Annotated in this window: 11 protein-coding genes; 3 read left to right on the forward strand and 8 right to left on the reverse strand. The window is 32.6% G+C overall.

Annotated features, from left to right (window positions below):
• Positions 1-117: 117 nt before the first annotated feature.
• Positions 118-669: a GGDEF domain-containing protein gene (locus BN4220_RS20200; protein ID WP_066712928.1), complete on the reverse strand. Its 552-nt coding sequence runs from the start codon at positions 667-669 to the stop codon at positions 118-120.
• 857 nt (positions 670-1,526) lie between these two features.
• Between BN4220_RS20200 and BN4220_RS02115 the strand changes: the two genes are divergently transcribed.
• The 3 genes from BN4220_RS02115 (at position 1,527) to BN4220_RS02125 (ending at position 5,863) form a co-directional block, all read left to right on the forward strand.
• Positions 1,527-1,964, forward strand: a complete 438-nt coding sequence (locus tag BN4220_RS02115; RefSeq protein ID WP_066712929.1) for a MarR family winged helix-turn-helix transcriptional regulator — start codon at positions 1,527-1,529, stop codon at positions 1,962-1,964.
• Positions 1,965-2,244: 280 nt separating this feature from the next.
• Positions 2,245-3,984, forward strand: a complete 1,740-nt coding sequence (locus BN4220_RS02120) for an ABC transporter ATP-binding protein (RefSeq protein WP_066713984.1) — start codon at positions 2,245-2,247, stop codon at positions 3,982-3,984.
• The gene (locus BN4220_RS02125) at positions 3,971-5,863 is read left to right on the forward strand and encodes an ABC transporter ATP-binding protein (protein WP_066712930.1); all 1,893 of its coding nucleotides are present in this window, start codon (positions 3,971-3,973) and stop codon (positions 5,861-5,863) included. The genes BN4220_RS02120 and BN4220_RS02125 overlap by 14 nt, the downstream gene beginning before the upstream one ends.
• 231 nt (positions 5,864-6,094) lie before the next feature.
• Here the strand turns inward: BN4220_RS02125 and BN4220_RS02130 are convergent, their stop codons facing one another.
• The 7 genes from BN4220_RS02130 to BN4220_RS02160 all read right to left on the reverse strand — a co-directional run bounded on the left by BN4220_RS02130 (position 6,095) and on the right by BN4220_RS02160 (position 14,218).
• Positions 6,095-6,640, reverse strand: coding sequence for a biotin transporter BioY (locus BN4220_RS02130; RefSeq protein WP_066712933.1), 546 nt, complete (start codon positions 6,638-6,640; stop codon positions 6,095-6,097).
• A gap of 363 nt (positions 6,641-7,003) precedes the next feature.
• Positions 7,004-7,867 carry a class II fructose-1,6-bisphosphate aldolase gene (gene fba / locus BN4220_RS02135; RefSeq protein WP_066712936.1) on the reverse strand — a complete coding sequence of 288 codons (864 nt, stop codon included), beginning with the start codon at positions 7,865-7,867 and terminating at the stop codon, positions 7,004-7,006.
• A gap of 285 nt (positions 7,868-8,152) precedes the next feature.
• Complete coding sequence (locus tag BN4220_RS02140) at positions 8,153-9,481, reverse strand: IS1380 family transposase (protein ID WP_066712939.1); 1,329 nt, start codon at positions 9,479-9,481, stop codon at positions 8,153-8,155.
• 178 nt (positions 9,482-9,659) lie between these two features.
• Positions 9,660-9,866 carry a hypothetical protein gene (locus BN4220_RS02145; RefSeq protein ID WP_066712941.1) on the reverse strand — a complete coding sequence of 69 codons (207 nt, stop codon included), beginning with the start codon at positions 9,864-9,866 and terminating at the stop codon, positions 9,660-9,662.
• Positions 9,867-9,929: 63 nt separating this feature from the next.
• Entirely contained in the window at positions 9,930-10,817 is an 888-nt protein-coding gene (locus BN4220_RS02150) for a phosphatase PAP2 family protein (protein WP_066712945.1), read from the reverse strand.
• A 127-nt stretch (positions 10,818-10,944) separates the two neighbouring features.
• Positions 10,945-11,799, reverse strand: a complete 855-nt coding sequence (locus BN4220_RS02155) for a tyrosine-protein phosphatase (protein ID WP_066712948.1) — start codon at positions 11,797-11,799, stop codon at positions 10,945-10,947.
• Between the two features lie 337 nt (positions 11,800-12,136).
• Positions 12,137-14,218, reverse strand: coding sequence for a beta-galactosidase (locus BN4220_RS02160; protein ID WP_066712950.1), 2,082 nt, complete (start codon positions 14,216-14,218; stop codon positions 12,137-12,139).
• Positions 14,219-14,458 lie beyond the last annotated feature (240 nt).

Here is a 14,458-nt window from a genome sequence, read left to right on the forward strand (position 1 = left end):
GTGTTACAAAGTGAAATAGACCCTGTAAGATAGAGAACTTTTTAATAAGTGTCTATCCTACAGGGTCTATTTTTAAACTAACCTTCTGAGAGGCCTCTTCTTATATTAACACTTTATTTACTCCGCTTTCATAGCCCCTTTGCCAAAGACTTTATCACCATAAACAACTATATTTCTACCGTGCTTCTTCGCTTGATATAATGATTTATCTGCATCGCTATATAAATCATTAATACAGTTCATATCTTTGGGAATTAATGAGCCAACACCTACACTCACTGTTACATAAGTTCCAATGGTGCCATGTTTTATTCTAAGGGCTTCAATATTGCTTCTAATCTTATCTGCAAGAGCGATTGAATCTAATTCCTTAGTCCCATGGATAAAAACTACGAATTCTTCGCCTCCAAAACGAGCCGATATATCTGTATTTCTCTTTGCAGTTTTTCTTATTGTACTTGCTATTTTGTTAATACACTGATCACCTGCTGGATGACCATAAGCATCATTATATTTTTTAAAATTATCAATATCTATAATCAACAGGCTTATTCTTCTTCGGTTACGTATACAATAAGGCAAGATATGTTCTAAACTCTTCTCAAATCCTCTTCGATTTAGTAATCCAGTAAGAGGATCTTCCTCTGCACTCTTCCTAACAACAGTCATCTTTTTCCTCATCCGCATTATCAATACTGTCTGCTGATACAGATGCCTTGAAATTATAAAAATTACAACTATAAAAATAAATAAAGTTAATAATTGCCTTATCTCCAAATATGTGCTCTCTTTTATTATAAAAAGTGAGAATCCCTGAATAAAGAGATAAAATAAAGCCTCGTACAAAGATAACAAAGGTACTAGTCCAAGTAAGACTAACATGAAACAATAGGTAACTACAGACTGATAATTATTTATATTTAAAATAGAAATCCCCATGAAAAAGCATGCAAATAGTCCCCAATAACAATGAATAATAACATCATAAAAATTATAATTTTTCATCCGTATACGATTGATTAGAAAAATAGAGAAACAGATTGATATAATTTCATAGCCCACAAGTAACCCATAGTATAGATACTCTCCTTCCCCTTTATAAGGAAAGAATGCAGTGAAAATTAGAGCTAAAGGTAGAAATAATGATAATATAAAAGACATCAAAAGAACTCGTCTTAAATTGACCTGCACGAGCTTCTTTTTAAAGAACATCTCATTATTTCTCAACTTCGCACGCAAAGTAATCCCTACTCTCTAATATATTTTTATACTAATTAACTCTCTTATATATTCCACTTTGCTTACTTTGATAAAATTCGATTTTAATCTACAATATCTAATATATTATATCATACATATTTTGTAAAAACAACCTTGTTCCCTCCATATTATGGATACTATTTAAGCGTGACATCTTTTTTATTGACAAATTAAAATGAAATCACTAGAATAGTTAGTGTCCTAACAATTTATAGAACATCTGTACTGATAATATTAATGATTCGTTGGTAACGAAAGGGGAAAACGTGGGAGATACGAAAAGCATTTTAATTTCAGTAAAAAGATTATCCAATAAAATGCAAAGGCTTTTAAGCAATTTGCAAGTAAGTCGTGGAGAAGAAGCCTTAACAGGAATGCAATGCGGTGTGCTTGTTTTTATTCGTGAATATTCAAAAACTTCGGATGTATTTCAAAAGGATATTGAAAAAGAATTTAATATTCGTGGTTCAACAGCTACTGGAATTTTGCAACTAATGGAGAAAAATAATTTAATAGAGCGTGTGCCAGTAGATTATGACGCACGGTTGAAAAAAATTATTCTTACTGAAAAAGGCATTAACACAAGAGAAGAAGTCGATCAGTGGAATCTTGAAACCGAAAAAAGATTGACTAAAAATTTGACACCCGATGAAATAGAAACCTTCTTGGCTTTAATTGATAAAATATCAAAGGGGTTAGATTAAGATGTCCACTAAAAATGTGACTGTTACAAGAATTTATTTTGTAACAGACTATTTTTTTTACAAATGACTAACTAATTAAGTGTTTATGCGCATCCTTAACGGAGTATTTTTATTTTAAAAGACAAAATTTCTTACGAAAAAGATACATGCTTGCATGTTGATTTAATAAACATTACAAATGGAGGGATTTAATAGGACAAAGGTTGAAAGAAAATTAATAAAGGAAAGGATGTCACACGTATTCTTTCAGTCTTTAATTGTGACAATCATTGGTGAAACTATGATAAAGCGTTTAATGAAATGTATTAATGAATTTAAAAAAGAATCTATCCTGGCACCATTTTTGATGATGTGTGAAGTAATATTAGAAGTATCGATTCCTTTTTTTATGGCTTTAATCATTGATAACGGAATCTCCGTTCGTGATATGAATTACATTGCAAAAATGGGAACCATTTTAGTAATTAGCGCATTACTCTCACTATTATTTGGTGCACTATCAGGCAAAAATGCAGCAAAAGCTTCTACTGGATTTGCTAGAAATTTAAGAAGGGAAATGTATTATAACATTCAAAACTTTTCTTTCTCTAATATCGACAAATTCTCAACATCCAGTCTTGTAACAAGATTAACAACAGACGTAACAAATGTTCAAAACTCTTTTCAAATGATTATAAGAGCTATGGTCAGAGCCATTTTTATGTTATTCTTCTGTTTGGTTATGGCTTTTAGAATCAATCCAGAATTAGCAACTGTCTTTTTATGTGCAATACCTCTTTTAGGTATTGGTCTTTTCTTCATAATTAAAAATGCTCACCCAATTTTTAGAAGAGTATTTCGTATATACGATAAACTTAACAAAGTAGTCCAAGAAAACTTACGTGGTATTCGTGTTGTAAAATCTTATGTTAGAGAAGATTTTGAAAAAGAAAAATTCCAATCAGTTTCAGAAGAAATTTATCAAAATTTCGTAAAAGCAGAAAAACTATTAGCATTTAACAGTCCAATGATGCAAACTGTAATGTATACCTGTATGATTCTTATCTTCTGGATGGGCAGTCATATGATTATTTCAGGTAAACTATCTACTGGAGAGCTTATCAGTTTAATTGCATATATTACACAAAGTTTAATTAGTTTAATGATGCTTTCTATGGTTCTAGCGATGATAACTATGTCAAGAGCATCCGCTGGCCGTATTATCGAAGTTCTTGAGGAAAAGAGTAACCTTCATAGTCCAGAAAACCCAGTTATGGAAGTAAAAGATGGATCTATCGAATTTGATAACGTGTTCTTTAGCTATAGTGCAAATGCAGAGAAGCACAGTTTATCTGAGATAAGTTTTAAAATAAAATCTGGAGAAACCATAGGTATTATTGGCGGAACAGGAAGTGCAAAAAGCTCCGTTGTACAATTAATTCCTCGTTTATATGACGTTACAAAAGGCGCTGTAAAAGTCGGCGGCGTTAATGTAAAGGACTATGATCTTGAAGTTCTTAGAGATGAAGTTGCAATTGTTCTTCAAAAAAATGTACTATTCTCAGGTACAATCAAAGAAAACTTACGTTGGGGTAATCCAAATGCAACCGATGAACAGTTAATTCATGTCTGTAAATTGGCACAGGCTCATAATTTCATCATGGAATTTCCTGATGGATACGATACTTACATTGAACAAGGTGGTTCTAATGTATCCGGTGGTCAAAGACAAAGACTTTGTATCGCAAGAGCATTATTAAAGAAGCCAAAAATATTAATTTTAGACGATTCTACAAGTGCAGTAGATACTAAAACTGATGCCCTATTGCAAGAGGCATTTAGAAAAGAAATCCCTAATACAACAAAAATTACAATTGCTCAAAGAATATCATCCGTTGAAAATGTTGACCGCATCATTGTATTAGATAACGGTAAAATCAATGCAATTGGTAATCACAAAGAATTACTAGCAACAAATAAAATATATCAAGAAGTGTACTTTTCACAAAAGAAAGGAGGAGAAGACGATGAAACAAAATAAATCGAAGAAAAATAAGACCCAAAATATGAACATGGGAAAAACTGTTCGCAGATTACTTACTTATGTTACTGGTAAGTATAAATTCGAACTTGTTGCTGTTTTCATCTGTATCCTACTTTCTGCCTTGGCATCTGTTGCAGGTTCCTTATTCCTTCAAACATTTATAGATGATTACGTTGCTCCTATGCTTAAAACTGGTAGTCATGATTTTACACCATTATTCAAGGCTCTTTGTGTAATGGCAATCATTTATGCGGTTGGTGTTATATCAACATACCTATACAACCGCTTAATGGCTATCATTGGACAAACAGTTCAAAAGAACATAAGAGATGATATGTTTACTCATATGCAAACCTTACCAATACGATATTTTGATACACACACTTATGGCGATGTCATGAGCCGTTATACAAATGATATTGATACGCTAAGACAGATGATAAATCAAAGTATCCCTCAGATGTTTAACTTTATTGTTACTATCACCTGTGTATTAATCGCAATGATTTTTACCAGCATTCCTTTAACGCTTGTTGTTTTATTAATTACTGGAATTGTTTACTTATTATTAGATCTCATTACAGGTAAATCCAGAGCATACTTTCAAAAACAACAAAAATCACTTGGTAATGTAAATGGCTTTGTGGAAGAAATGATGAACGGTCAAAAAGTCGTAAAGGTATTCAACCACGAAGAAAAATCAAAAGAAGATTTTGATGCCTTGAATGAACAGCTTTTTGAAAATGCGAAAAGCGCAAATATATTTGCAAACATTCTTATGCCTATCCTTGGTAATATCGGTAATTTTCAATATGCTGTTTTAGCTATTGTGGGCGGTATTTTTGCTATCAATGGTATGGCTGGTATTACTGTTGGTTCCATTGCTTCCTTCTTACAGTTAAGTAAGTCTTTTAGCGGTCCTGTAACTCAGTTTTCACAGCAATTAAATTCAATTATTATGGCATTAGCAGGTGCAGAAAGAATCTTCCAGTTATTAGATGAAGAACCTGAAACTGACGAAGGATATGTTACTCTTGTAAATGCAAAATATGAGGGTGACACCCTAGTTGAATGTAAAGAAAGAACTGGTATATGGGCATGGAAACACCCTCATGGAGACGGTACGATTACCTATACTAAATTAACTGGCGATATTCGATTCTTTGATGTTGATTTTGGTTATACCGAAGATAAAACTGTACTCCATGACATATCACTTTATGCGAGACCTGGTGAGAAAATTGCATTTGTTGGTTCCACTGGCGCAGGCAAAACTACAATTACTAACCTTATCAATCGTTTTTATAGTATTCAAGATGGTAAGATTCGGTATGATGGAATTAATATAAATAAAATTAAAAAGGATGATTTACGTAGATCCTTAGGCGTCGTTTTACAAGATACCAACTTATTTACAGGTACGATTATGGAAAACATACGTTATGGTAGATTAGATGCTACGGATGAAGATGTATATGCAGCTGCTAAACTAGCAAATGCTCACGATTTCATCACTCGCTTACCAGATGGATATAATACATTCATAGATGGTTCCGGTGAATCTTTATCCCAAGGACAAAGACAGTTAATATCAATTGCACGTGCCGCTGTTAATAACCCTCCGGTTATGATATTAGATGAGGCAACTTCTAGTATTGATACTCGTACTGAAGCAATTGTACAAAAGGGAATGGATGCTTTAATGCATGGCCGTACTGTCCTTGTTATTGCACACAGACTTTCTACAATTCAAAATTCAGATGCTATTATGGTAATGGAATCCGGACGAATTATTGAACGTGGAAATCATGATGAACTTGTAAAACAAAAAGGTAAATACTATCAACTTTATACAGGCGCATTTGAATTAGAATAACATTCTAATCGAATAGCAATCTAATAGAATAACATTCTAATAGGATAACATTCTAATAGAATAATAGTTATCAATAAAACTAAATATTAAATTCTTCATTATCTTATTAAATAAGCACTTAAAATACTTATTGTATTTTAAGTGCTATTTTTATAAGCCAAGAATCTTTAGATATGTTTTTACTAACAACTCTCAAGTATCTCATTAAAACTTTTAACAGATAATATTTTACTAGGATCTCAAATACTTTAGTACTTGATAACGCAAAGGCTTTATGATAATTGTTGCTATTATAATCTTAATAATATCTCCCAGAATAAATGGAATAACTCCTGCTAACAGTGCTTCTTTCACTCCTAAATCTAATTGCATGCCCAACCATACAGTGCCAATCCCATAACATCCAATCGTCCCTATTATCATTCCAAGCACTGTAAATAAAATATTTCCATTGGTCTTAGAAATAAAAAAGCCAGTACAAAAGGATATAATTAGATAGCCTATGACATAACCACCGGATGGACCTACGATAACCCCAACGCCAGCAGACCAACCAGCAAACACAGGAACTCCTACCATTCCAAGTAATATGTAGATAATAACACTAATCGTACCTAACTTATGTCCTAATACCCCTGCACATAAATACACAGCAAACGTTGCGCAAGAGATCGGGACTATACTAAACGGTAATGGAATTGCAATAGGTGATAGTATACAAAGAATGGCAGCCATCAATGCAATTAATGTTAGTTTTAAAACTCTTTGATTTTTCATTGTATTTTAATCCTCTCATCTTCCTATTTTTTAACATTATAATTTATCTTATGCAATATTGTCAACTATAATTTATTTATAGGTTAACAATTAGAATTTAATATTTGCAGAGATTCCGATATCTTAACTCTTTTAAGGAAATAAAATAAATAATGTGCTACGCACATACTGATACGCTGTCACAAAGGTGACTAACTACCTTAACGTGTCATGATCATCCTAAACGGAGCATTTTTTACAGAACAAAGGATTTATACTTTTACTTCTTATAAATAAAAAAGGAAATGAATCTTAGAGATAACCTTACTCTAAACATTCATTTCCTTTATCTATTACTTTATATATCTAATTATTATAATGTTCTTATGCTTTTCCTACTGAACCAAATAATTCCATTTTTTCTTTAACAGTAGCCTTAATAGCCTCTACACCAGGAGCTAATAACTTACGTGGATCAAATCCTTTTCCTTGTAAGTCTTTTCCTGCTTCAACATAAGTACGAGTTGCAGCTGCAAATGCTAACTGACACTCAGTATTAACATTAATTTTAGCAACACCTAATGAAATTGCTTTTTTAATCATATCTTCAGGAATACCAGTACCACCATGTAAAACTAATGGCATATCACCTGTTAATTGTTGAATTGCATCTAAAGTGTCAAAGCTAAGTCCTGCCCAATTCTCAGGATACTTACCATGAATATTACCAATACCTGCTGCAAGCATTGTTACACCAAGATCAGCAATTTGTTTACACTCTGCTGGATCAGCACACTCACCAGCACCAACAACACCATCTTCTTCTCCACCTATAGAGCCAACTTCTGCTTCAATAGATAATCCTTTTTCTTCGCAAATTTTAACAAGTTCTGTAGTCTTTGCTACATTCTCATCGATTGGATAATGAGAACCGTCAAACATAATAGATGAAAAACCTGCGTCGATGCACTTCATACAACCTTCATAACTACCATGATCTAAGTGTAGAGCAACTGGAACTGTAATGTTAAGTTCCTCATCCATCGCTTTAACCATAGCTGCAACTGTTTTAAATCCAGTCATATATTTTCCTGCTCCCTCGGATACACCAAGAATAACAGGGGAATTTAATTCTTGCGCTGTCTGTAAGATAGCCTTTGTCCATTCTAAGTTATTAATATTAAACTGTCCTACTGCATACTTTCCAGCCTTAGCCTTAGTAAGCATTTCTTTTGCTGATACTAACATTTATCTTCCTCCTTTTATTTGTTAAAATTTTGACTATTACGGTGTTTATAAATCAAATCTTTTATCTCTCTTGTTATTATACATTAAAATTTTTGAAAAAGAAATATAAATATACCTGAATTATTCATGTAAGTAAATAACAAAGTTAATTTACTGATCTTTATATCAGCCCGTTGTTTTTTACTTTGATTTTATGATTTTACTTTTTTTAACAGTCAAAAAGAAAGGAATTTAACTAAGGTATTATTACTCTCTTTTTTTAACTGCCAATGTGCAACTCACTATCTACTCTAATAACCTTTGTAGTGGTCTTAGTGAATGTATTTTTGATAAAACCTCATTAAATTCATTTTTATAAGGGCAACTACTGCATAACTTAAAGATTAGATAGCGTGATTTCTTCGTTAGCCTTGCTGCTATTTTTATAAGTTTTAAACGAATTGTATCAACTTGAAGATGTCTCATCTTCTTTGGTAAAACCATTCGACGAAACCAATTGAATATGTTATATGTTAACATATTGATTTGGAGTCGATTTTGATTAGTTATGAAATCATGATTTGGCATAGCATTCATATGAAAGCCTAGTTTTGCTTCTTTAATCATGTTTTCCATAGTCCCTCGATTACAATAAAAACGTAAAATATCCTGGGCAGGAATCTCCATATTTGTAACGATGAATGTATAATTAGCTACCATTACTCCATATGGTTTTTCAATCTTGCAAACAATTCTACGAGGATATGCCCAGCTATCAGCAGCATACATGAATTCAGTATAAGTGCAAGCGTAATCAACAAGATTATTGTTTAATGATTCCATAAAATCATAAACATCACCTTCAACCATCTTACGTAAGCGTGCTGATTCCTTCATACGAATAGCAAAACTCACACCATTGGTCTCTAACTTTTCATAAAGCATAACGTCTGCGAAACCACTATCACCTCTTAAGAATAGTTGAGTATCTGGATAATTATCCATATATTCCAATAGGAGAGGATACAAAAAATTATGTGCGTCCTTTGAAGTGTAAGTATTTCCTGGTCTTAACTCAGCCTTTAATAAATCCTTAGTTAACCCATCAAATACTAATAATGGATGATATCCAACGTTTTGATAATGAGTATTATAGCTACTACCTTCTTGCGAACCATACGTAGTAAATGAAGTAGAGTCGACATCAAGAATGATCTGTTGTGGTTGTTCATAAGAATAAATCTTCTCACGTAATAGTTGATGAAGAACATCCATCTGCACAATACAGATGTCATCAAGACGATTCATAAAACGGCTTATTGTAGGTTGAGATGCCAATCTTTCTTTCGAAAGAATTTGAGTAAATATAGGATCAAAAGCCAATTCATCCGCATCATCATCTTGAAAGTACCCAGCGATGTTTTGAAAGATACGTTGCATGAGTATGGATGAATCAGAATGAATACGCTGTTTTGTATCAGTACTAAAATTCTCAGCAATGATAGAGGGGATCTTTAGTTTATTTATATATTCATAGAGTAAAAGTAATCCAGAATCGGAGGAAAGTTCTCCTCCATTAAAATTTATTTTAATACGGTTATTGCATTCTAAGTGTAAATCCTGTAAACTAGACATATAAGGTTTCTCCTTTGTTTGATTTTGGGTCGCACTTAAATTTTAACAAAGAAGAGGCCTTTTTTCTATATCTAGATTTCACTTTTTAGGTGAAAGTAATAAATGTATGAAACTCAGTATTAAAAAGGTATTGTATCATGCTAACAAGGTCAGCATGAATAATTCAGGATATATAGTACTACTGTCTATTTTTCTTCAATTGCTGCTTTAAACGTATAATTTTCAAAAAATCATGTGTATCATTAATACCATAATCTCTTAAGAAAAATTCAAACTCTTCACCAAATTCGAATTCATCACTTTGCATAAACTCCCAAAGTCTTTCATCAAATTCATCCTCATCAAAGGATCTATCATAGCCTTCCATATATTCTTGTAATTTCATAAAATCACTCCTTTTGTTTATCCTAGCGTGCTTATCCATGCCCTTAAATAAGCACATATATCATTAACTTTCCGTAAAATATCTTTTAATTATAACAGGATATAAAGCACACACCCAGAGAACCAATAATGCATAACGTACAATGTTTGCAATGATGCTGCCGCCAATTAAATACTTTAATCCAACTTTGATTGCAACTGCTCCTAATATACCAAGTACAATTTTTAGTATTTTAACTGAATATTTACTGTTTCTCTCCTGAAAACATATAAAACGAGTTTCTATATACCACCCGATAGAAAAACCAATTCCTGCACCGGCCGCTTTACAACAGTCCTCAGCATACTTAAGCTCTATAACTCCAGCCTTTAATAAGACAAGAGCATAAATCATAACACTACAAGATATTAGTACCATAATGATTGATATCATCAATTTATTTGATTCTAAAAATTCATCCTTAAATATTATATGTGTAAAATATATCAAAACACTTGATATTAAGAATGAAACAATTACATCTTTCGGAGTATGTACTCCTAAATACATTCTAGAAAATGCAACACCAATAATGATTAATATGCACAGCAATCGTTTCCATTGCTTTTTTGTATTCATAAATAAGGTCCCAAACAATGCTGTGGCTGATTGTGTGTGACCACTTGGAAAAGAATATCCAGTAGCAGTTTTTATAGCCGAAGGCACTGGTGTAAAATTTTTATCTAAAATCCAAGGTCTTGGAACTCTAAATGTAATCTTAAGCGTCTGTATCGCCAGTCCTGATAAGAAATAGGAAAAACAGATACGATATGCTAAGCGCTTATTATAGCACCAATACAAGCTGCATAAAATAGCTAAAACAAATAATTCCTCGCCAAACCAAGTGAAACACTTAAATACATTGGTTAAGGTATCTGTTCTTATGCCCTCCAAATATCTTAGAAAATCCATTGAGGTTCTCCTTTTCATTCATATAAGTTATGCTTTCCTGCTTCGTCTTTATAATATCAAATTAAACCATAAAATACTAGTGAAAACTTTGCTAAATATAAGCTTAATAAGTGAATTATATTAATTATTATACTAAGTATTTCACTTTTAGCTTTTGAATCTTATCCTCTGTCATGTTCATTTTTGTACGTATAAATTCGTCAAAGGAACCGTAATCTTTCTCAATGGTATCAAAAAATGCTTCCAGATAGCTCTTATCTACTCCATTTAACTTAGCTACTAGCTTTAAAACTCGTTCATCAGTTGTTTTTTCACTTACCTGCTTGACAATTTGCTCTGTTTGATCCTTTAAAAAATCATTGGTTAGTAAAAAATCATTAAATATTGTTTCCATATCAACACCTAATATCCTTAACAATATAGCCGTTGAAGTTCCTACTCTATCTTTACCTGCGGTACAATGCCACAATATAGCTCCTTCTTCTTGTTCAAGAACGTATAGAAGGAATTTCCTATAATGTTCCAAAGCATACTCACTCTCAACAAATTCTGCATATAAGGAGGCTAAACTATCCTCGTTCTCCCCCATCATTTTTACATGATTTAAGAGCATTTCGCTATAGTCAAACTCCTCCTTAGATAGAGTTTTTTCACTTTCTTTTGTGATTCCAAAAGTTTCATCTCTTAAAATAGGATTATGATAACTGACAACACCAGGAATTTCTGGATCTGGATTTTGACTACGTTCTGCATCTGTCCTTAAATCTATAATAGTTTTCAAATTGTAATCTTCCACTAAAATTCGTATATCTTCTTCTATTAAGGCACCTAAGGTACCACTTCTTATTAATTTTTTAGGTTTTATCCTTTTCCCCTCTACTGTTCTATAACCACCCAAATCACGTGCATTTGGAATAGCTGTTAATGGTATTCTAGTTCCTTTGATTGAATCCATTTCTGATGTAATTATTTCTCTGCCCATATTCTCCTCCATGTTTGTAATATAGTTTTTCTAATTTCTGCTACTCTACTTATGTTTATATCATATCATTGATACGGTAAAAAAACATTATATATTCATGGATTTCTGATTTATTTCTGTTTTTCGCAATATTCTACCATCTTTTATATTGTTAATACCCTAGATAGTATGTTTTATACTAATTACAGGACAACTTATTATATTGTATCATTTTTTATTCTATACAAAGCAAAGAGGACCATTGAACAAACCGATGCTAAAATACAGTTTATTCAATGACCCTAATTTATTTTTCCTATCTATATTTCATACTGATGAAAATTATATATTTACGAGATTAATTTTCAAAAGATAATACCTCATGGTACTCATATTGAAGTTTGGCATCTATTATTTTAGCATCACCTTCTTCTGAGAGTTCTGGCCACTGCTCTAGGAATACTTTGGTATCCTTTTTTAGAGCATTTATTTCTAGCCGATACTTTCTACGAAATTGCAGATGCTTTAAGGATAATTCCCAAGTCTGACCTGTATAAAAATGATCCGCTACTAACTCATTTTGATAAAATAACTGTGCAGTGTCACCGATATAATCGATACATATAAATCGATCCGCTACATCATCGGAAATTAATAACTCTAATTCATACACTCTCTTATCTTTCGATTCAAAGACCAATCGAGTATGAATCAATTCCCTTTCTTTGTCCTTTTCTAGTTCCTTTTCATATATTGTAAATTGACCTTTTTTACCTGTAACAATATATCCTTTCGGTATATGACTAAGCTCTGGGTAGACTAACATCTTTGGAGATTGTCTGCCGATTATATGTATACCATCATCCATCGTCACAATGGCAGAATCACTAATTATTAGATATTCTCTCTCAAGCCATACTTTATATGCATTTTTTGCTTCTTCTCTTGAAATTGTAACTAGCTCCACATTTTCTAATTTCCCATTTATTTTATACCCAGGATCACCATCTGTATAGAAAATATAACTCACGCTATCACTGTTTAGTTTACATAGGGGTGTTGCTAATGCAGTTACTAATGTTGCCTCACCTAAATCCATATTAAATGGGTAAAAGAAGAAGTCTTTATCTTTTACCGTAATTGCAGGATAAGTAATTGTTTCATCTTCAAGAGATACACTTAATACAACATCTTTATGCTCTGACATTTCATAGTTCTTCTGATAATTGTTAACAAATACATACCCTTTCTTTCCATTATGACGGTATGAAGTTCTTAAATGTATAAAGTCCGTTTGATCCAATGGATTATCCTTAGGTATGATCGCTGGCATCTCACAAAATTCTTTCCCAAAGTCCTTTATAAACATTGTAAGCAACTTTAATTCCTTAAAAGTCTCTGATACCTGACCATACTCACGCAATGGAGCATTAAAATCATAATTTAAAATAGGTAAATCGTTAGGATAGCCACTTTCCCTAGTTTCTTGTAATGTAGTAAGCTTGCCAACCGGATTTGTTCCACCATGATACATGTAGTATCCAAGTAGATTTACACCACTACCGAGCTTAACCATAGACATTGCACTAATATCTTTACTATGGGCAATTGGTCTACGATGTTTTGTTACTTGTAAGCCACCACCTAGTTCCGCGGTCAAATATGGGAATTTACTAATATCAAAGGTAATCCCAGTTCCAAAACCATAATCAGAACCAATATTGTGGTCATTTCTCTCATGCGTAAAAATGTAATTGCCACTTGGTTCTATTTTAGTCAATCGCTGATCCCATGGAGCCTCACAGTAACCGCCCATAACTGGAAGTAGTCCACCTGTCACTGCACCACCCCAACCTGTGGCTGTATAAAGTGGAACATCAAATCCAACACTTTTGGCAATTTTCGTAAGGGTTTTCATATGTTCTTCTCCTTCATCTCCAACGAGACCTCCACAGTGACCATATTCATTTTCAATTTGTATTCCTATGATTGGACCTTCATCCTTTAATAAATATCCCTCTACTTGTTCATAAATTTTTTTATAAAAAGCCTCGACTGTTTTAAAGTATGCCTCATCATTGCTTCTAACATCAAATTCCTTCTTTAAAATCCAGTCAGGGAATCCACCATTTCTACACTCTGCATGACACCATGGACCAATACGAAGTATCATTGATAAACCACATTGCTTTATAGCTTCCACAAACTTACGGAGATCTTTGTTCCCAGAAAAATCATATTCTCCTTCTATCTCTTCATGATGAATCCATAAAACGTAGGAAGAGACTACATCCACTCCACCAGCTTTCATCTTATATAATGACTCTTTCCAATACCTATGATCAAATCTAGAATAATGAATCTCTCCCATAATCGGAAACCAAGGAGCACCATTTTTCGTTAAATACTTCGGGGTTATTCCATACTCTATAGTCTTCATTTTATCCTCCATAGTGCCACTGATAGCATAGTATTTTGTGAAATGTACTCTAAGCACTTTAATTTGCCAATATACTTTTCTGGCCTATCCTCTTTTTTTATTCAAGCTATATGTACACCAACATTTAATTACTCTTTCGCTACACTTCAACTAAGGCTTATTTATATCTATTTTTATTTACAAGCTTAACACCCCTTCCTTTATCTGTCAATTCATATAAAATTACTATAATTCAAATAT

Source organism: Clostridium sp. Marseille-P299 (genome assembly GCF_900078195.1).
Lineage (GTDB): Bacteria > Bacillota > Clostridia > Lachnospirales > Lachnospiraceae > Lachnoclostridium.

Coding starts and splice junctions, on each gene's coding strand:
- BN4220_RS02120 (WP_066713984.1), top strand. CDS start 2,245: ATGATAAAGCGTTTAATGAAATGTATTAATGAATTTAAAAAAGAATCT.
- BN4220_RS02145 (WP_066712941.1), bottom strand. CDS start 9,866: ATGAAATTACAAGAATATATGGAAGGCTATGATAGATCCTTTGATGAG.
- fba (WP_066712936.1), bottom strand. CDS start 7,867: ATGTTAGTATCAGCAAAAGAAATGCTTACTAAGGCTAAGGCTGGAAAG.
- BN4220_RS02160 (WP_066712950.1), bottom strand. CDS start 14,218: ATGAAGACTATAGAGTATGGAATAACCCCGAAGTATTTAACGAAAAAT.
- BN4220_RS02125 (WP_066712930.1), top strand. CDS start 3,971: ATGAAACAAAATAAATCGAAGAAAAATAAGACCCAAAATATGAACATG.
- BN4220_RS20200 (WP_066712928.1), bottom strand. CDS start 669: ATGACTGTTGTTAGGAAGAGTGCAGAGGAAGATCCTCTTACTGGATTA.
- BN4220_RS02130 (WP_066712933.1), bottom strand. CDS start 6,640: ATGAAAAATCAAAGAGTTTTAAAACTAACATTAATTGCATTGATGGCT.
- BN4220_RS02150 (WP_066712945.1), bottom strand. CDS start 10,817: ATGGATTTTCTAAGATATTTGGAGGGCATAAGAACAGATACCTTAACC.
- BN4220_RS02140 (WP_066712939.1), bottom strand. CDS start 9,481: ATGTCTAGTTTACAGGATTTACACTTAGAATGCAATAACCGTATTAAA.
- BN4220_RS02155 (WP_066712948.1), bottom strand. CDS start 11,799: ATGGGCAGAGAAATAATTACATCAGAAATGGATTCAATCAAAGGAACT.